Genomic DNA, 19,467 nt, shown 5'->3' with positions numbered 1-19,467 from the left:
CCCGTCGGGCCGACGCGCTTCAGTAGGAGACCTGGACGGGGATGTCGAAGGGCGCGAATCTCGGCGACTCCGGCGTGTTCGACGACGCGGGCGGCGCAGGTGCCGAACCGGCCGCGAGTTCGGCGCGTTCCAGCGGCGTGAGAACGCCCAACGCGGTGCGATCCTCCACCGGCAGGAAATCCAGCGCCAGCCGCCTGACCACATAGTCGATGATCGACAGAGCCCGCGGGATCTCCGGATCGTCCGTCATTCCCGCAGGCTCGAACCGCAGGTCAGCGAACTGCCGAACGTATGTCGTCAGCGGCACTCCGTGTGCCAGACCGGTCGAGATCGCCGACGAGACGGTCTCGGTCATTCCACGCAAGGTGGATCCCTGCTTCGCCATGATCAGATTGATGTCCGCCAGCGAACCGTCGGCATGCAGAGACGCGATGATGAAGCCGTAGGCGCCCCCAACCGTGAAGGCTCTCGTCACGGACTGACGATGGCGTGGCGCCCGCCGCACCACGCCACTGGGCGTACGGCTTCCCATCGTCGACGTCGCGTCAACCATGGCGCGTTCCTCTCGATCGACATGTTCATTCTGACGAGTCACATCCAGTAATGATCACAACAGATAGCGCCACTACGTAACGCTGGGCGCCAGATGTTGTGGCGCGGCCGAGAGGTCAGCATAGGGCAGCGGTCATCCCCTCTCGACGTCGAGGCTCGGCGTGTCCGACTTCGTCCGACCGCTGGCGGGAGTGTCTCTAGCTCCTCTGTCAAGCAGCGGCGGGTTTGGCTGGGGTGGGGTCGTCGGCGCGGTCGGGGATCGTGCTTGCCAATCCGACTGACCGGGGTCTTGGACTCCGGCGGGTGTAACCCCATCGACCCGAGCCGTCTGGCAGTCCGGCCGGGTCACGGCTGCTCCTACCCTCACCGTCGTTACACGGGTCAGGCTGCCGCCAGCCTCACCTCTTGGAGTCGCGACCGAGCGGCGACGAAGGTCTTCCACCTCCATCCGGAACTGGCGTTTCGTGACGCACGAAGACCCAGGTCCAGGCCCTGGACCGCAACCAGCTCGTCGTGCCGAACCCAGCCGGGACGTCTATGGTGGCTCGAGAATGTTTGATGTCCTACTATCGGAAGGCCGATAAGTTCGGCTAGTGGTCGAACGTCTTCCAGGGAGCGTGCCGCATGACCGCAGTCGCCGTAGCGGAGCAGGAGATCTCCAGGCTGCATGTGCCCACCGGGCCGGTGCGGGTTGTCACCGCGGCAGCGCTGTTCGACGGACATGACGCCGCGATCAACATCATGCGGCGCATCCTCCAGACGCAGGGTGCGGAGGTGATCCACCTCGGGCATGACCGCGGGGTCGATGAGATCGTGACGGCGGTCATCCAGGAGGACGCGCAGGCGGTCGCGATCTCCTCGTACCAGGGCGGCCACGTCGAGTACTTCACCTATCTCGTCGAGCGGCTGCGCGAGCGGGGCGCCGGGCACGTGCGGGTCTACGGCGGCGGTGGCGGTGTCATCGTTCCGGAGGAGATCGATCTGCTGCACGCGCGTGGCGTGGCCCGGATCTTCTCCCCGGAGGACGGCCGGCGGCTCGGGCTCGCCGCCATGGTCAACAGCATCATCCAGGAGAACGACCTCGACCTCGCCGGCGGCGCGCCTAGGGTGACCGAGCTTCGCGCTGGCAGCGATGCAGCGTTGGCGCGGGCAATCACAGTGCTTGAGGAAGCCCGGGACCCCGTGCTCGCGTCCGCCGTGCGTGAAGCGGCCGACCAGCGTGGTGCGACACCCGTCCTGGGAATCACGGGTACCGGCGGCTCTGGCAAGTCGTCGCTCACCGATGAGCTGCTGCGACGCTTCCGGCTCGATCAGGGCGACTCGCTGCGCATTGCCGTTCTCGCGGTCGACCCGACCCGGAGGCGGGGAGGCGGGGCTCTGCTTGGCGACCGAATCAGGATGAACGCACTGACCGAGCGGCAGGACTACGGTGGCATGGCCGCGACGGACGAACCGGAGCAGGACGCGGCGACAGGGGATGCGTCGCGGACGTTCTTCCGGTCGCTGGCGACCCGTCGGGCGGGGGGTGAGCTGCCCGAGTATCTCGCTGACGTCATCGCCGCCTGCAAGGCAGCGGGTTACGACCTCGTGATCGTGGAGACTCCTGGAATTGGTCAGGGTGATGCCGCCATCGTGCCCTTCTGTGACGTCTCGCTGTATGTCATGACGCCCGAGTACGGGGCGTCATCCCAGCTGGAGAAGATCGACATGCTCGACTTCGCGGACGCGGTGGCTGTCAACAAGTTCGAGCGGCGTGGAGCTGAGGACGCACGCCGGGACGTCGCACGTCAGATGGTCCGCAACCGGGAGGAGTTCGGCGCCGAGTGGGAGGACATGCCGGTCTTCGGCACATCCGCGGCCCGCTTCAACGACGACGGAGTGACCGCGCTGTACTTCTACCTGCGCGATCTTCTAGGCGACCGTGGCCTGGAGCGCAAGCAGGGCGCGCTGCAACCCGTCGAGGTGCGGGTATCCAGCGGTCTGACCACGGTTGTTCCACCGGCCCGGGTCCGCTACCTCGCGGAGATCGCAGATGCTGTCCGTGGGTACCACGCCCACACGGAGGCACAGGCGTTGCTCGCGCGTCGTCGCGAGCACCTGGCCACCGCTGTCGCCGAGCTCGAAACGCATCATCGCGGCGCCGGGCGGGGGGAGCTGGAGCAGTCCGAGGAGTCGGATCTTCGGGTGCTGCGGAGCCTGCGAGATGCCGCCGAGTCGGGCCTCGACGCCGAGACGCGGGACCTGATCGGGTCCTGGCCCGCGCTGCGTGCCGAGCGCGCCGGCGACGAGATGGTCTACACCGTGCGTGGCCGGGAGATCCGCACTCCGCTGGTACACACCACCCTCTCCGGAACCTCACTGCCCCGGGTGGCGCTTCCGGTGATAGACGACGACGCCCGGATCGTGCGGTTCCGCCGGCGAGAGAACCTGCCGGGGCTGTTTCCGTTCACCGCCGGGGTCTTTCCCTTCAAGCGGGTTGGTGAGGCCCCGGCCCGCATGTTCGCCGGCGAGGGTGATCCGTTCCGGACCAACCGGCGCTTCCACCTCCTCTCCGCGGATTCACCGGCTACCAGGCTCAGCACCGCCTTTGATTCGGTGACTCTCTACGGGCGTGACCCGGGTGCCCGGCCCGACGTCTACGGGAAGATCGGCACCTCCGGCGTCTCGGTCGCCACGCTGGATGACATGAAGACGCTGTTCGCCGGTTTCGACCTGTGCGCGCCGACGACCAGTGTCTCGATGACGATCAACGGCCCGGCGCCGGCCGTTCTGGCGATGTTCCTGACCACTGCGGTCGACCAGCGGCTCGACCTCTTCCGGGTGGAGCATGGCCGTGAGCCCCGGGCCGCCGAGGCCGCCGAGGTTGCCGCCTGGGCGCTGGCGAACGTGCGTGGCACGGTGCAGGCGGACATCCTCAAGGAGGATCAGGGCCAGAACACCTGCATCTTCTCGACCGAGTTCGCGCTGCGCTGCATGGCTGACATGCAGGAATGGTTCATAGCCAACCAGGTGCGCAACTTCTACTCGGTGTCGATCTCCGGGTACCACATCGCGGAGGCCGGGGCGAACCCGATCAGCCAGCTCGCTTTCACGCTCGCAAACGGTTTCACCTACGTTGAGGCGTACCTGGCGCGCGGCATGAACATCGACGACTTCGCCCCGAATCTCTCGTTCTTCTTCTCGAACGGCATGGACGCCGAGTACAGCGTGATCGGCCGGGTCGCCAGACGCATCTGGGCGGTGGCCATGCGCGAGCGCTACGGTGCGTCGGAGCGTTCGCAGAAGCTCAAGTACCACGTGCAGACCTCGGGTCGTTCGCTGCACGCGCGCGAGATGAACTTCAACGACATCCGGACGACGCTGCAGGCGCTGTGCGCGATCTATGACAACTGCAACAGTCTGCATACCAATGCGTATGACGAGGCGGTCACCACGCCCACCGAGCAGTCGGTCCGGCGTGCGCTGGCGATCCAGATGATCATTGACCGGGAATGGGGTCTCGCCGGGAACGAGAACCCCCTGCAGGGCTCGTTCGTGATCGATGAGCTCACCGATCTCGTCGAAGAGGCCGTCCTTGTCGAGTTCGAGCGGATCTCGGAGCGTGGTGGCGTTCTCGGTGCGATGGAGACCGGTTACCAGCGCGGTCGCATCCAGGACGAGTCGATGCTCTACGAACGGCGTAAGCACGACGGTTCACTGCCGATCATCGGGGTCAACACCTTCCTCGGCCCGGACGACGACGAGGAAGCGGCGCACCAGCTCGAGCTCGCCCGCGCCACCGAGGAGGAGAAGCAGTCACAGCTACGCCGCCTTGAGGAGTTCACCGCCGGCCACACGGCCGAGGCCGCCCTGGCGCTCGACCGCCTGCGGAAGGCCGCGATCGCGGGTGGTAATACCTTTGCGGCGTTGATGGACGCGGTGCGGGTGTGTTCGCTCGGTCAGATCAGCGCGGCGTTCTTCGAGGTCGGTGGACAGTATCGCCGAAACATCTGAGGAGCGTGACTCCAGCCCCGTCTCCTCAGGGCGGATCGTCCGCCCGCTGTCCGTCCGCCGCTGGCGGCGGGCTCGTCCAGTTCGATGTGCGGGATCCGGCCGTGACTGGACTGACGCCCATCGACAAAACGGTCTGACCATTGACAAATGCTCAGTGTGTGAACGATCGTTATCGCACAGCCCAGCCTGGCGCCGCGATAACGACCGGCGCATAACGGTGGCCGTGTGTCACGGACGAGGAGAACCGCAGTGTTGTCGTTCGCGTTCAGCGAGGAGCATGAAGCCTTCCGTGCGACTCTGGAGGACTACGCGCGCTCGGCGCTTGCGCCGGCCTACCGCCGGCGCGCCGCCTCCGCCGAGTTCCCGTTCGACGCACTAGGTGAGCTAGGTGAGCTCGGGCTGCTCGGCATCGGGATGCCCAAGGAGTACGGCGGCACCGGCGAGGAGGACCCGATCATGCTCGGGCTCGCCACCGAGACCCTTGCGTACGGGGACGTCAACGTGGCGGCGGCTCCTGTTCAGGTGGGCCTGACCGGCTCGCAGCTCGCCCTCGCCGGCGGCGAGGTGCGTGAGCGGTACCTGCCGGCGCTGGTCGAGGGGAGGGAGACTGTCGCGATCGCGCTGACTGAACCGGGAGCGGGCTCGGACGCCGCCGCACTGCGCACGGTGGCGACCCCGGTGGCCGGTGGATGGCGGTTGAGCGGAGAGAAGACCGCCATCACCTGGGTGATGAACGCAAGCAGTGCGGTCGTGTACGCCCGTGAGCCCGGTACGACCGGTGCACGCGGGGTGAGCGCCTACGTGGTGCCGATGGACGCCGAGGGCCTGACCCGGAATCACCTCCCCGGCATGGGCTGCCTGCCGCTCGGGTGGGGCACCCTGCACTTCGACGATGTCTTCGTTCCCTCGACGCATCGCATCGGCGAGCACGGCGCGGGTTTCCGGGCCGTCATGACCCATTTCGACTTCAGCCGTGCCGCCCTTGGCCTGCTCTGCCTCGGTGCCGCCCGGGCCAGTCTCGACGAGGCTCTCGCCCACTCCCAGCAGCGGCAGGCGTTCGGTCGGCCGATCGCGGACTTCCAGGGCATCTCCTTCCTGCTCGCGGAGCAGGCCACCTATGTCGAGGCTGCTCGATGGATGTGCTACCGGGCGCTGTGGCTGCGGGCGAGCGGGCAGCCGCACACGGCGCAGGCCTCCATGAGCAAGTGGTGGCCGCCGGTGGTGGCGAAAAACGCCATCGAGGCGGCCATCCGGGTGCACGGCAATCTCGGGTACGCCGTCGAGTTCCCGTTGCAGCAGCGGTACCGCGACGTGTTCGCCTACCTGATCGCCGACGGTACCGCGGAGATCCAAAAGAAGATCATCGCGCGGGAGGCCTACCGCCGCGGCAGCATCGTCTGGTGATGGCGCGCGTGGAGCCGCTGTCGATCCATCTTGCTCAAAAGGTCCAACCATTCTATGTTATGACGTGATACACGCCACTAGGAGGTCTCGCATGTCCGATGTCTTACCGACTGTTCGCAGCCGCTACTCGGACGAAGAGTTCGCATCCCTCTACACGTCCGGGCGCTGGAAGGCGTCGAGTTTCTTCGATCTGATCGGCGCTCAGGCCGGCGCGGCTGGCGACCGCACCTTCGTCTTCGACGGGACGACCAGCCTCACATACGGCGAGTTTCATGAGCGGGCCCTCCGGCTCGCCGTCGGCATCGCCTCCACCGGTGTCGGACGAGGTGACCGGGTGGCGGTCCAACTACCCAACTGGACCGAGTTCCCGCTGGTAGCCGCCGCGCTGTCGCGAATCGGCGCGATCATCGTGCCGATCATGCCGATCTACCGCGACGACGAGGTCGGCTATGTCCTGGACCACAGCGGCGCGGTCGCCGCGATCACGGCTGACACTTTCCGTGGCTTTGAGCACCGCGCGATGTTCCAGATTCTGGCGACAGGACGGGACCGTCTCAGGAGGGTCATCGTCGCTCGTCCGGAGGGCGACCTCGCCGGGGCGACGGCGCTGGAGTCCCTCTACACCGAGGGCGACCTGGCCGACCTCGGCGCGAGTCTTGGGCCGGACAGCTCGCCGGACGACGGCTTTCTGATCGTCTACACATCGGGCACCACGTCGCGCCCGAAGGGCTGCTACCACACCTTCAACACGTTGCGGGCGAGCGCTGAGGCGATCGCCGCCAGCCTGCGGTACACCGAGCGGGACGTCCAGTTCGGGCCGTCGCCCATCACCCACAGCACGGGGCTGGTGACCAGTGTCGTGCTGCCACTGCTGGCCGGAGCGAGCTCCTACCTGATGGAGGCCTGGGATCCGCAGGAGGCTCTGGCGCGGATCGAGCGTCACGGATGCACTGCCACGGTCTCGGCCACGCCGTTCCTGCAGATGCTGATGACGGCCTACGACCCCGCAAAGCACGACCCGAGCAGCATGCGCGTCTGGGTCTGCGCCGGGTCGCCGATCTCGGCCGCCGTCGTCGAACGGGCCGGGGCGGTGCTGCCGCACTGCCGGACCCTGAGCCTCTACGGGCGGTCCGAGAACTTCCTGACGACGATGTGCACGCTCGATGACGCGCCGGAGCGCGCCCTCACCTCGGACGGCTCCGCGCTGGCCGGGGCCCAGGTCAAGGTTGTGGGGCCCGACGGCCTGGAGGTCCCGCGCGGCGAGGAGGGGGACATCGCCTACCGCGGCCCCAGCCACATGCTCGAGTATTTTCGCGACGAGAAGCAGACGGCCGCGCTGTTCACCCCTGAGGGCTTCTCCCGCAGCGGTGACCTCGGGCGGATGGACGCTGACGGCTTCGTCCGGGTCACCGGCCGAACCAAGGACATCATCATCCGCGGCGGCATGAACATCAGCGCCCGAGAGATCGAGGACCACCTGCTGGCACATCCGGCGATCGCCGACGTCGCCGTCGTCGGGATGCCCGACGAGCGGCTCGGTGAGAAGGCGTGCGCGTTCCTCGTGCTGGAGCCGGGTGCCGAACCGCTCACCCTCGCCGACATCACCGATTATCTGCGCGCGCACCGAGTGGCCGTGCAGAAGGTTCCGGAGCGGCTCGAGGTCGTTCCGGCGCTGCCGATGACGGCCACGGGCAAGGTCCAGAAGCACGTCCTGCGCGCCGAGATCAGCAGGCGGATCGGGGCATGAGCCGGCCGGTGATGGAGGGAGGCGCATGCGGGCCCTGCTGATCCCACGGCTGGACGGTCCGGAGGCGGCGGTGCTCGCCGAGGTGCCGGAGCCCGAGGGCACGCATCCCTGGGCCGGCGGCGAACGGCTGCTGGTCGAGGTGCGCGCCGCGGGGGTGAGCTTCCCGGACCTACTGCAGAGCCGGGGCGGCTATCAGCACGGCCGGCCGGCGCCCTATGTATCGGGTGGCGAGTTCTCCGGGGTGGTCCTGGAGGCGCCGGCCGGGTCGCGGCTGCGGCCGGGGGACCGGGTGGCGGGGCTGAGCGTGTTCGGCGCGCTGGCCGAGCGCGTGCTCGCTGTTCCGCGGTACACGGTCCGACTCCCGGAGACGTTGTCCTGGGAGCAGGGCGCGGCGCTCTTCCTGAACTACGCGACCGCCTGGTTCACCCTGTTACGGGCCGCGTTCCGGGACGGTGAGTCGGTTCTGGTCCACGGCGCGGCCGGTGGCGTGGGAACGGCCACCCTCGACCTGCTGCGCGGGCGCGCGGCCCCGTCCATCGCGCTCGTGTCCACCGAGGTCAAGGCCGCTGTCGCGATCGAGGCCGGTGCCGACCACGCGGTCCAGGTTCGGGACGGCTGGTCCACCGAGGTGCGCACGCTCACCGGTGGCCGCGGGGTCGACGTCGTCGTCGATCCCGTAGGCGGTGACCGGGTGGTCGAGTCGCTGCGTGCGCTCGACGTCGGCGGGCGGCTCATGGTTGTCGGGTTCGCCGCCGGGCGGATCCCCGAGGTCCGCCTGAATCGCCTGCTCCTGCGCGACCTCACCGTCATGGGGGTCGCGGTGGAGCCATGGGTCGAGCGCCATCCGCGACTGGCCGGCCAGCTGATCCACGAGCTGGAGACAGCCGCGGCGGCTGGCAGACTGCACCCCGTGATCGGCCACCGGTTGGAGTGGGCGCGGGCGTCCGAGGCACTGTGCCTTCTCGACGGGCGGGCGTCGACGGGAAAGGTGGTTGTCACTGTCTCCGACTAGTGCGGACGGCGCCCGAACCGCTTGATACCTGATAACGAGCGTTCACAGCTGGATACCCTGAGGTATGGAGAAAGATCGTCGAATTCTCGAGGTCGCCGCGGAGGCCTTTTACCAGAACGGCTTCCACGGAGTCGGCGTCGACGAGATCGGGAGGAGGGCCGGACTGAGCGGCCCGGCCATCTACCGGCATTTCGGCAGTAAGGACGAGATCCTCGCGACGTTGCTGAACGAGGCGATGGACGAGCTGATGAGCGCGACGCTGCCGGTTCACGGGAACCCGGGGCGCGACCTCGACCGGGCGCTGCGTCATCATGCCGACTTCGCGGTCGCCCACCGACACCTCGTCAATCTCTACCAGCGGGAGATCCGTTCCCTCGCCGCCCCGTGGAGGCGCGCGTTCGACCGCCGGCGCGTTCAGTACACCGAGCGCTGGGAGCGCTTGGTCGCCGACAGGTTTCCGGGCATGCCGCAGGCGACCGTGGCGGCGGTGACCCAGGCGTGTCTCGGCATGGTGTTCTCGGTGTCGTACTGGCCGGCGCGGTCCCTCGCGCACGAGGACCTCACGGGTCTGTTGCTGGAGCTGCTGGACGTCGGCCTGCGGGGCCATGATCGCGCTGGTGGTGAGGCATCTGGCGGCCATGATCGACACTAGTCTTGAAGTAATGGTCAGACCATTCTAGTGTGCGGGCATATGGCCGGCTAGAACGGCCACCGCGTTGAGGGAGGTGTCTTGATGCTCACGCGTCAGGTCCGCGCGAGCGCGGCAGCGAGCACTCCGGCCGAGGCGTTGACGCCTGTCCCCTCCGACGAGCTGCGGCGCCGGTACGACGAGCTGGCCCGGCGGCATACGGTCGAACTGCGGCTGTCGGCCTCGGTCGCCCGAGCCGGAGGTATTTCGGGGTTGGTCGGTACCGCCGCGGAGCTCACCGCGAATCCGCTGTGGTTGATCGACGCGAGACGCAGAGTCGTGTCGAGGTCTGTTGTCGCGCGGGGCTCCGATTTCAAGCCGCCGGACCTGGACCTGCTCCTCGCGCGGTGCGGGCCGGTCGACATCGCCTCGACGAAACCCGTCGTGATCCCCGCCGAGCCCGCCCGCGGCCTCGCCCGGCGGCATCTTGTGGTTCCTGTCGCCCGTGACGGGCGAATGTTCGCATGGCTGGTGATGGCGGAGGTGGCGGTACGGCTCGGCGGCGACGAGACGAACCTGGCCCAGCGGACCGCGCTCCATCTCGCGACGGAGTACGTGGTGCAGCGCAGGGTCGCGCGTGCGTCGTGGAACGCGCGTGCCGCGTTCGCCCGGCAGCTGGTGCGTGGGTCCCACACCGACGCCGATCTGCTCGCGTCCGCGGACTATCTCGGAGTCCGTGCGGACGCCGACCGCGTGCTCGTCTACGTGGGGGACCACTCCGCGGACGAGCTGTGTGACGACCAGGCCCTCGCGGATGTGGTGGCCAGGGAGCTCGGCGTCGAGATTTTGGCGACCCGTGGCCGTGAGGGGATGATCCTCCTCGTCGAGGTGCCCGAGGAGACCGCGTGCGTCGCGTTCGTTCACCGGGTCAAGCAGGTGCTGCGGCAGGTCATCGCTCGGATCGGCGAGCCTGAGACCGTAGTCGGAGTGTCGGCTGTGTCAGGGCCGAGCGGCCTCAAGCGCGCGTACCGGGAGACACGCGAGGTGGTGCTGTGTATTGACCGATTCGGGCGTGGGCTCCACCGGGTGATCGCCGTCGACGACCTCGGCCCGGCGCGCCTGTTCGTCGCGAACAGTGACATAGGGTCGGTCCGGCGATACGTGCATGATGCGCTGGGCTCACTGCTCGGTGACACGCCCGGCTCGGCCGACCTGCTGCGGACGCTGCAGTGCTTCTTCGACACCGGCCGTTCGGTGCGTGAGTCCGCCGCCCGGCTGGGGATACACGAGAACACCGTCCGACTTCGGATGGCGAAGGTGCACGACCTCACCGGGTTGGATGTGGCCGCGAACGCGAATGACCAGCTCAGCGTGCAGACCGCGTTGCTGGTGCTGCGGCTGGAGGGCCACCCGGCGCTCCCGCCGTTCGTCGAGCGTCAGGCGATCGCCGACCCGGACCGCCCGGCCTCGAGGAAGAAGGACACCGCATGACCCGCCGGGCAGTCGCGAAAGCCCTGGGCATGCCAGGGCGCGCCGTCAGAGCAGCAGGACGCCTCCGTCCACCGGTACGCCCGCCCCGGTGATGTAGGCGGCCGCATCCGAGGCGAGGAACACCGCGGTGCTCGCGACCTCGATCGCGTCGCCGAGACGCCCGGCGGGCACCCGTGCCTCGATGATTCTGCGTTGGTAGCCGGGGCTGTAGTTCGCGGTCGCCTCGGTCAGGAACACGCCGGGAAGGATGGCGTTGACCCGGATGCCCTTTGCTCCCCACTGGGCCGCGAGGTCTCGGGTCATGCCCAGGACCCCGGCCTTGGCCGCGCTGTATCCCGCCGCCGGCATCTTGGCGGTGGTCACCGCCATCACGCTGGAGATGTTGACGATGGCGCCGCCGGGCGGCATGACCCGGCCGGCGGCCTGCGCCATCCAGTACGAGCCCATCAGGTTCACATCGACGACGTGCCGGAAGTGGTCGGGCGGGTCCTCGGTCGCCGGGTTGTAGTCTCCGCCGATGCCCGCGTTGTTGACCAGCACGTCGCACCGGCCGAGCTCGGTGACGGCGGTCCTGACCAGGCGGTCGCACTCCGCCACACGCGTCACGTCGGTCGGTACGGTGACGCACCGGCGGCCCAGCTTCTCCACGATCTCGCGGGTGTGTGTCAGCAGGTCGAGACGGCGCGCGCCGACGGCGACATCGGCCCCCGCGGCGGCCATGCCCTGCGCGATCGCGACCCCCAGGCCGCTGGACGCTCCCGTCACCACGGCGACCTTCCCGTCGAGGCGGAACCGGCTCTGCCAGGACGAAGGATCGAACGACTGCGGGGTGATGGGGATCATTTCCCGGTTCTACCGCGGGCGCCCGGCCTCCACGAGACGTTGCCCCTGGCCGTCCTGTGGGCATCTCCACCCGCGTTCCCCGGCATGCTTGCCGGTGCGGTGGGCCGCTGAGCACAGTGGCCGACGTGACCGACATCGACCTGGACGACGTTTCGCGCCGCGCCACGGCTGCGGCCCGCCGCGTGCACCCAGACGCTGACGTGACCGGACTGGTCCGGCTCCAAGGCGGGGTCTCGAGCCTGACCTACGCGGCGACGATGAGGACCGTCGAGAGCGAGCGGCCGGTGGTTCTGAAGGTCGCGCCGCCGGGTCTGGCCCCCGTCCGCAACCGTGACGTCCTGCGCCAGGCCCAGGTGCTGCGCCGCCTCGCCCGGCTCGACGGCTTCCCGGTCCCCGAGGTCGAGTTCGAGGACTCCGGCGCGCCGCCGGCGGTCCCACCCCTGTTCGGGATGGCGCGCCGGCCCGGTGAGTCTTATGAGCCCGGTCTGGACGTGAGCCCGGCACCCCCGACCGCGGCCGTCGCCGCGGAACGGATGCTGGTCGCGGCCCGTGCCCTGGCGCGGTTACAGTCGCGGCCGCCCGGCGCGCTGGGCCTGGGCGCCGAGCCCGTCTGCCCACCTGCGGAGGAACTGTCTCGGTGGCAGCGACTCTTCGCCACCGTCGACGCGGACATCGGCCCCGGCCACGAGGAGCTGTCCGCGCGCCTGGCGAGGGGCGTGCCCGCCGGTGCGGAGCCGCGGCTGCTCCACGGGGACTTCCGCCTGGCGAACATGCTGTTCGTCGGGGTGACGCTCGAATCGGTCATCGACTGGGAGATCTGGTCGGTCGGCGATCCTCGGTCGGATCTCGCCTGGCTGCTCATGCACACGCTCCCCGCGCACGTCTTCCACGAGGACCGCCCGGCCGCCGATCGAGCGGCCGCCTCGGCGCTGCCGACGCAGACGGCGCTGCTGTCCGAGTACATGTCGGCGCGTTGCGCGCTGGGCGCGACGCCGGGGGAGGCCGGTCAGAGCACCACCGACCTGGCCTGGTTCCTCGGCGTCTGCCACTACAAGGTCGCGGCGACGATCGCGGTGATCTACAAGCGGGACCGCCGGCGCCCTGAGCCCGATCCGGCCTTGAGGGTCGCGGCCCGTCATCTGGCCGACGTCCTCGAAGCCGGGCACCGGGCGCTGGACGGGTGGTGAACCCGCCGACGCCCGAGCAGCCCGAGCCGCTGCTCAGCGGACCTGGACGACCACCTTGCCGACGGCTGTGCGGTCCTCCAACGACCGGAGCGCGTCGACAGCCCGCTCCAGTGGGTATGTCGAGCCGATCGAAGGGGTGATCTCGCCGGCGTCCAGCAGGCGTTGCACGCCCGTGCGAACACGGGTGAGCGTGCCCGGGTACTCGGTCTCCATCACGTCCATCGTGATGCCGGTCAGGGTCAGGTTCCGCAACAGCAGCCGGTTCACCCTGATCTCCGGTATCGAGCCGCCGGCGAACCCGACGACGACCCCCCGCCCGCCGACGCGCAGCGCACGGACCGTGTCGAGGAACGTCTCACCGCCGACCATGTCCACGAAGACCTCGACGCCACGGTGGTCGGTCAGCCGCCGGATCTCGCCCTGCCAGTCCTCGTCCGTGCGGACCACGTGGGTCGCGCGGGCGGCCCGTGCCGTCGCCGCCTTCGCGTCCGAGGAGACCAGGGCTATCGTCGACACCCCGAACGCGGGGCCCAGGTCCAGCACGCAGGTGCCGACGCCGCCCGCGGCGCCGGTGACCAGCACGTGTTCCCCCGGACGGCAACCGGCCCGGTCAAGTGCGTACCACGCGGTCGCGTAGTTCATGTAGACACCGGCGCCGGTGGCGTACGACATGGAGTCGGGCAGCCTGACCATGAAGTCGTCGATCGCGAGCGCGCGCTCGGCCATCGCCCCCTGCCAGACGATCCCCGCCACCCGGTCGCCGGGGTTCACCCACGAGTCCGCGGGGGCCTCCAGGACCAGCCCGGCCAGCTCCGAACCACAGATGTAGGGCGCCGCGACACCGGCCTGGTACAGGCCGCGCGTCTGCAGCGGGTCGATGAAGGAAAGCCCGACGGCGTGCACTTCGACCAGCACGCGGCGGCCGCAGGCCCGGGGATGTGCCCCGGCCGGCTCGGGGACGTCCTGTAGCACCGTTGCCGTCGGCCCGCCGAAATTCTCGACAACCATGGCGCGCATCGCTCATCCTCCTCGGGGTTGGTCAGTCGAAATACGCGACGACGGACTCGGCGACACAGGCGGGCCTGCCCGCGTCCTGGATCTCGAAGGTCTGCGTGATCCGGAACTTCGACCCGCCGCGGATGCGCTCCTCACCGGTGAGGTGGGCGGCCATCCGTATCCGCGAGCCGACGAGCACGGGGGAGAGAAAACGCACCTTGTCGAATCCGTAGTTCAGGGCGAGCCGGTGGCCGCTCATCGAGAAGATCTCGTAGAGGAATTTCGGGCCGAGCGACAACGTGTAGAGCCCGTGCACGATCGTTACCCCCCACGGTGTCTGCGCGGCACGGGCCGGATCGAGGTGAATCCGCTCCCAGTCCTCGGTGGCGTCGGCGAACGCCTGGATTCGTTCCTGGGTGACGTCGTGCCAGGAACTGGTCCCCAGCTGCCGCCCCACCTTCGCGCGCAGCGCGTCGACTCCCTGCAAGGCCTCCATGTCACGGATGCAAGCAGCCCACCGGCGCCGGAGGCGAGGGCCGTCGTCCGCGGCGATGGAGAACTCGACAGCGCCGCCGGAGACGCTCGATTCGCCGTCCCGGCGCGCCGGCCTACGGTCGTAGCCGCCGACCCGACGCAGAGGAGACAGCGACCATGGACATCTCGCTCCCCGAGGACGTCACGGCCTTCATCGCCGCGCTCGATCGTTTCATCGACATCCAGATAAAGCCGATCGAGGAAAAGCACCCCGAGTACTTCGACCACCGACGTGAGTTCACCCGCACCGATCTGGAACGAGGCGGCATTCCGTCAGCCCGGTGGCGCGAGATCATGCAGGAGGCGCGGGTGCTGGCCGACAAGGCCGGCTTCTACCGGTACCCCCTGCCCGCGGCACTTGGCGGAGGCGACGGCACCAACGTCGCGATGGCCGCGATCCGGGAGCATCTCGCCCACCGCGGCCCGGGCCTGCACGCGGAACTGAGCCACGAGGCCTCGGTGGTGGCGAACCTGCCGCTGGCACTCGTGCTGCACGAGTACGGCACCGACGAGCAGAAGGAGACGTACCTGGAACGGCTCGTCTCCGGTGCCATGGAGATGGCGTTCGGACTCACCGAGCCGAACCACGGCAGCGACGCCACCTGGCTGGAGACACGGGCTGTCCGCGACGGCACCGACTGGGTCATCAGCGGTGCCAAGCGCTGGAACAGCGTCGTCGACGTGGCGGAGGTCGACCTCGTCTTCGCCCGGACCGGTGGCGAGGACGGCAAGGCGTCCGGGATCACCGCGTTCCTGGTGCCGACCAGTGCGCCGGGCTTCGAGGTCCCGTTCTACTGGTGGACCTTCAACATGCCGACCGACCATGCGGAGGTGCGCCTGAACGACGTCCGCGTGCCCGGCAGCGCTGTTGTCGGCGAGGTGGGGCGCGGACTGGACTGCGCGCAGCTGTTCGTCCACGAGAACCGGATCAGGCAGGCGGCATCCTCGCTGGGCGCGGCGCAGTTCTGCGTGGACCAGAGCGTGCGGTACACGGACGAGCGCCGGCTCTTCGGCGGGAGGATGCGGGACTACCAGGGCATCCAGTGGCAGCTCGTCGAGCTGCAGACCGAGGCTGAACTGGTGCGCAACACGTTGTACAAGACCGCCTGGGAGATGGACGTACGCGGCCGGACGGCCGTGAGCGACAAGGTGGCCATGGTCAACGTGCGCGGCAACCGGCTGGCGTGTGACGCCGCCGATCGTGCGATGCAGATTCACGGAGGGGTCGGTTACAGCAGGCACTACCCCTTCGAGCACATCTACCGGCATCACCGGCGTTATCGGATCACGGAGGGGTCCGACGAGCTCCAGTACCGCCGGATCGCCGCGGCGATGTGGGACTTCAGGTCCAACCGCCGCCCAGACGCGTGAGGAGCGGCGACCTTCGCGGTGGCTCCGGGGCGATCCGCGGTGGTTCTGGAGCGGTCTCCCACGAATGCGGCGAGAGGAGCCGGCAGAAGGAGTCCCTGTCCGCCGCGGCGTCGCGACGCCGTCGTGACCTGTCGGCCCAGGGTGTGAGTGCGCACCGGCAGGCGCTTGCCGTTGTGGGGCGGCTGACCTCGGCGCAGGAGTATGCCGATGTCGAGCAGCCGTGCCCGACGGATCTACATACCCTCGACGGTCAGCTGGCGATCCTCGGCGGCATTGTGCGCGACCTCCTCCAGGACCCGCGGCGGGACCTTCTGCGCACGGATGTCGTCGAGCTGAGCCAGGCGCTGCATGAAATGCACACGGTCCGCTTCGCCATCCATGACAGCCTGGGACATGAGAGGCTGCGCCGCCTCGACGCTCTTGATCACGGTCTGGCGCGGCTTCGTCGTGTCACTGACCAGGACACCCTGCTCGATGTCGTCTGTGAGTCCGCGGCCGTGGCGGGTGGCTTCGACCGGGTCATGCTGTCGCGGGTCGACGATGACGAGTGGCGGCCGTGGCGGAGCTACTCGCGCGAGATCGGCCCGGCCGAGCGGGCGTTCCTGGGCTGGATGCGCGAGACCGAGCCCAGGATCCGACTCTCCCACATGCTTCTGGAGAACGAACTGGTCCGAAGGCGCGAGCCGGCGATCGTATCGGACGCGTCCACGGACAACCGCGTCTATGAGCCGCTGGCCCGGGTCGCTCGGTTGGCCTCGTACGTCGCGGCGCCGATCGTCAGCGGCGAGCGGGTCATCGGGATACTGCACGCGGACAACCGGGACGGCGACGTGGCCGAAATCGACCGGGAGATCCTGTGGTTCTTCGCGACCGGGTTCGCCCAGATCTTCGAGCGCTCGGTGCTCCTGGCCCGTCTGCGTGATCAGCGGACCGAGGTTATGCACCTTCTGAAGTCGGTCGAGGCGGCTCTCGACGAGCTCGCCTCGAGCGAGATCGAGCTGGCTTCGCGCGCCGAGACGACCGCACCCAACGTCGTCCGCCCATTGCGCCCGGTGGTGGCCGAGCGGCCGCGCATGCTCGACGGTCTGCTCACCGGTCGGGAGCAGGAGGTGCTGGCGTTGATGGCCACGGGCGCGACGAACGAGCGTATCGCCAGGCGCCTGGTCATCGCGACGGACACCGTGAAGTCGCATGTCAAGCAGATCCTGCGCAAGTTGCGGGTGGAGAACCGTGCCGAGGCCATCGCGCTGTACCTGCGCATGACGGTCGGTGCGCGGGAGGACTGAGCCGTCCCCGTCCGACCCGTCCCGTTCCGCCGAAACAGGAGGCAGCCATGGCGTTTACCTCCAGGCGTCCGCCGAACGTGGCTGACGGTGCCTGAACTCGCTGCGGGCACCAACAGATCGCTCGTCGCGCTGTGTCTCGCGGTCGTATGGGTTCTGTGGGGATCGGTGTATCTGGCGATCCACGTGGTCATCGACGAGGTCGCGCCCTTTCAGGCAATGGCTCAGCGGTTCCTGCTCGCCGGGCTGATCCTGTCGGTCATCGTGGTCGCGCGCCGCGGGCCCCGAGCGATGCGTGTCACGCGTTCTCAGGGCGTCTCGCTGGTCATCACCGGCGTGCTCCTCCTGGGGCTCGGAAACGGGCTGCAGGCACTCGCCCAGGTCAAGGGGCTGCCCTCCGGGGTCGCCGCACTGATCGCGGCGTCTGTGCCGGCATGGGCTGTACTCCTGCGGATTCTCGCGGGAGAGCGCCCGGCGTGGCTCACCGTCGCGGGCGTGGGGATCGGCTTCGCGGGACTGGTCATGCTCGTTCTCCTCGGCCGGGGTCTCGGCGAGACGATGCCGGTCGCTGGTGTGCTGCTCTGCGTCGGGTCGAGCCTGAGCTGGACGGTCGGCTCGTACCTGCAGGGCACGGTCGATCTACCGGGGGACATCCTCGTCGTCGCGGCCTGTCAGCAGATCGTCGCCTTCCTGTGCTCGGCCGTTCTGGCGGGGGCGAGCGGGGAGCGTGTCAGCCTCGCCTACTCGGCACGGGGCTGGGCCGCGCTCGCCTTCCTGGTCGTCGCGTGCTCGATCGTCGCGTTCCTCGCGTTCGCCTGGCTGCTGACGCATGTGCCGCTGTCGCTGACGGCCACCCACGCCTACGTGAACCCGGTCGTGGCCCTGCTCCTCGGCTGGGCGATCCTCGCCGAGCCGGTCGGACTGGCTGTGCTCGTCGGCGGCGGCCTCGTCCTGAGCTCGGTTGCGCTCGTCGTCACGGCCGAGCGTGCCCCGCGACCTGGGGTGGAGCAGGTCGCCACGCAGGGTGAGGCGTCCTAGCGGTCCCGGTTGCAGCCCGGACCCGGACCACTCCTTGGGGGTAGGTGAACACCCCTTCAGGGGGGTCGAACTGCTCCAACTATCAGACCAATATTTGGTGAGGCCCATCACATCCCGGCATGGCCCGGGACTCCTCTGCCTCGCGAGGTGCACATGAAGAAGGTTGTTCCGATCGCGGCGCTCGCGCTGGCGACATCCGTCGCGCTGGCCGCGTGCGGTTCGCCCGGCGGGAGTTCGGCGGACACCGACTCGTCCGGCGGCGGCACCTCACCGATCAAGGTGGCGCTCATCCCACCGAGTACTGGAGCGCTCGCCCAGTACGGAACCGACGAGGTGAGGGGGTGGCAGCTCGCGGTCGACGAGGTCAACGCCGCAGGCGGGGTCGACGGTCATCCGGTCGAGCTGATCAAGAAGACCACGGACGGAAAGAGCGGCACGACCTTACAAGCGGCGCGGGAGGCCGTGACGAAGGACGGCGCGCGGTTCATCGGCGCCGTCATGACCTCGACCGAGGCTGCGGCGCTCAACGCGCAGCTGGGCAGCCTCGGAGCGCTCGCCTTCCACGCGACAGCCAAGGACGCCGGTCTCGTCGGAAAGCAGTGCGTGGCGAACAGCTTCCACATCGTCCAGACCGACACGATGGACATCAATGCCCTGGCCTCGGCGCTCAAGACAATGCCGGGAACCAAGTGGGCGATCCAGGCGGTGGACTACTCGACCGGCCACAGTGCGGCCGACACCTTCACCGAGGCTGCGCGGGCGGCCGGCAAGCAGGTGGTGCTGCAGCAGTTCGCACCGCTGAACACGACGGACTTCGGCTCGTACATCACCAAGATCAAAAGTAGTGGCGCGGACGCCCTCTTCGCGGTCGAATACGGCGCCGACGGTGTCGCCTTCGTGAAGCAGGCCGCACAGTTCGATCTGGCTTCGCAGGTCAAGACGGTTCTCGGCTTCAACATGGTGTCCGAGCCCCTGTTCCCCGTCCTGGGCGACGGCGTCACCGGGTACTACAACAACGTCGGGTACGACGTGCACGCTGACAACGAGCTGAACAAGAAGTTCGTCGCCGCCTACGCGGCGAAGTACGGCAGCGCGCCCTACTACGTCCCGGCGGACAACTACCTGGCTGCGAAGACGCTGTTCGCGGCGGTCGAGAAGGCCGGAAGCACCGACCCCGACGAGGTCGGTGCCGCGCTGGACGGGCTCACCTTCGACAGCATCGTGGGGCCGGTGACGATGCGAGGAGCCGACCACCAGCTGCTGCGGCCGTCCTACCTGGGCCAGGTCGCGGGGTCCGACACCGGTCTGGAGTTCAAGATCCTCGCTTCGGCTCCGGCGAGCCAGACGTCACCGACACCCAGCCCTGACTGCGATCTGTGACTCGCCGC

Annotated in this window: 15 protein-coding genes; 11 read left to right on the top strand and 4 right to left on the bottom strand. The window is 68.8% G+C overall.

Going from position 1 to position 19,467, the window contains the following annotated elements:
- Nucleotides 1–19: 19 nt before the first annotated feature.
- Entirely contained in the window at nt 20–553 is a 534-nt protein-coding gene (locus tag AWX74_RS15195; RefSeq protein WP_091277105.1) for a TSCPD domain-containing protein, read from the bottom strand.
- 623 nt (nt 554–1,176) lie between these two features.
- Here AWX74_RS15195 and icmF point away from each other — a divergent pair.
- From icmF to AWX74_RS15165, 6 genes are all read left to right on the top strand, one after another.
- Nucleotides 1,177–4,545 carry a fused isobutyryl-CoA mutase/GTPase IcmF gene (icmF, locus tag AWX74_RS15190; protein WP_091277102.1) on the top strand — a complete coding sequence of 1,123 codons (3,369 nt, stop codon included), beginning with the start codon at nt 1,177–1,179 and terminating at the stop codon, nt 4,543–4,545.
- Between the two features lie 249 nt (nt 4,546–4,794).
- Nucleotides 4,795–5,949 (top strand): acyl-CoA dehydrogenase family protein, encoded by a 1,155-nt coding sequence (locus AWX74_RS15185; protein WP_091277099.1) that lies wholly within the window; start codon nt 4,795–4,797, stop codon nt 5,947–5,949.
- 91 nt (nt 5,950–6,040) lie between these two features.
- Complete coding sequence (locus tag AWX74_RS15180; RefSeq protein ID WP_091277094.1) at nt 6,041–7,696, top strand: AMP-binding protein; 1,656 nt, start codon at nt 6,041–6,043, stop codon at nt 7,694–7,696.
- Between the two features lie 25 nt (nt 7,697–7,721).
- Nucleotides 7,722–8,708: an NADPH:quinone oxidoreductase family protein gene (locus tag AWX74_RS15175; protein ID WP_091277091.1), complete on the top strand. Its 987-nt coding sequence runs from the start codon at nt 7,722–7,724 to the stop codon at nt 8,706–8,708.
- Between the two features lie 64 nt (nt 8,709–8,772).
- On the top strand, nt 8,773–9,360 hold the full coding sequence (locus tag AWX74_RS15170; RefSeq protein ID WP_091277087.1) for a TetR/AcrR family transcriptional regulator: 588 nt from the start codon (nt 8,773–8,775) through the stop codon (nt 9,358–9,360).
- Nucleotides 9,361–9,441: 81 nt separating this feature from the next.
- On the top strand, nt 9,442–10,827 hold the full coding sequence (locus AWX74_RS15165) for a PucR family transcriptional regulator (RefSeq protein ID WP_091277083.1): 1,386 nt from the start codon (nt 9,442–9,444) through the stop codon (nt 10,825–10,827).
- Nucleotides 10,828–10,872: 45 nt separating this feature from the next.
- Here the strand turns inward: AWX74_RS15165 and AWX74_RS15160 are convergent, their stop codons facing one another.
- Nucleotides 10,873–11,670, bottom strand: a complete 798-nt coding sequence (locus AWX74_RS15160) for an SDR family NAD(P)-dependent oxidoreductase (RefSeq protein ID WP_091277079.1) — start codon at nt 11,668–11,670, stop codon at nt 10,873–10,875.
- A 125-nt stretch (nt 11,671–11,795) separates the two neighbouring features.
- Between AWX74_RS15160 and AWX74_RS15155 the strand changes: the two genes are divergently transcribed.
- The gene (locus tag AWX74_RS15155; RefSeq protein WP_091277529.1) at nt 11,796–12,857 is read left to right on the top strand and encodes a phosphotransferase family protein; all 1,062 of its coding nucleotides are present in this window, start codon (nt 11,796–11,798) and stop codon (nt 12,855–12,857) included.
- A 33-nt stretch (nt 12,858–12,890) separates the two neighbouring features.
- Here AWX74_RS15155 and AWX74_RS15150 read toward each other — a convergent pair whose 3' ends face one another.
- Together AWX74_RS15150 and AWX74_RS15145 are read right to left on the bottom strand one after the other, a co-directional pair.
- Nucleotides 12,891–13,874: an NADPH:quinone oxidoreductase family protein gene (locus AWX74_RS15150; protein WP_091277076.1), complete on the bottom strand. Its 984-nt coding sequence runs from the start codon at nt 13,872–13,874 to the stop codon at nt 12,891–12,893.
- Between the two features lie 22 nt (nt 13,875–13,896).
- On the bottom strand, nt 13,897–14,340 hold the full coding sequence (locus AWX74_RS15145) for a MaoC family dehydratase (RefSeq protein WP_242666251.1): 444 nt from the start codon (nt 14,338–14,340) through the stop codon (nt 13,897–13,899).
- 164 nt (nt 14,341–14,504) lie between these two features.
- Between AWX74_RS15145 and AWX74_RS15140 the strand changes: the two genes are divergently transcribed.
- The 4 genes from AWX74_RS15140 (at nt 14,505) to AWX74_RS15125 (ending at nt 19,459) form a co-directional block, all read left to right on the top strand.
- Nucleotides 14,505–15,758 carry an acyl-CoA dehydrogenase family protein gene (locus tag AWX74_RS15140; protein ID WP_091277070.1) on the top strand — a complete coding sequence of 418 codons (1,254 nt, stop codon included), beginning with the start codon at nt 14,505–14,507 and terminating at the stop codon, nt 15,756–15,758.
- A gap of 143 nt (nt 15,759–15,901) precedes the next feature.
- Entirely contained in the window at nt 15,902–17,044 is a 1,143-nt protein-coding gene (locus AWX74_RS15135) for a LuxR C-terminal-related transcriptional regulator (protein WP_165615640.1), read from the top strand.
- An 87-nt stretch (nt 17,045–17,131) separates the two neighbouring features.
- Nucleotides 17,132–18,079 carry an EamA family transporter gene (locus AWX74_RS15130; RefSeq protein ID WP_091277064.1) on the top strand — a complete coding sequence of 316 codons (948 nt, stop codon included), beginning with the start codon at nt 17,132–17,134 and terminating at the stop codon, nt 18,077–18,079.
- 153 nt (nt 18,080–18,232) lie between these two features.
- A complete protein-coding gene (locus AWX74_RS15125) occupies nt 18,233–19,459 on the top strand; it encodes an ABC transporter substrate-binding protein (RefSeq protein WP_091277061.1) in 1,227 nt (408 codons plus the stop codon).
- Nucleotides 19,460–19,467 lie beyond the last annotated feature (8 nt).

The sequence above is a fragment of the Parafrankia irregularis genome (assembly GCF_001536285.1).
GTDB lineage: Bacteria > Actinomycetota > Actinomycetes > Frankiales > Frankiaceae > Parafrankia > Parafrankia irregularis.
This window is presented reverse-complemented; position numbering and strand designations above follow the sequence as displayed.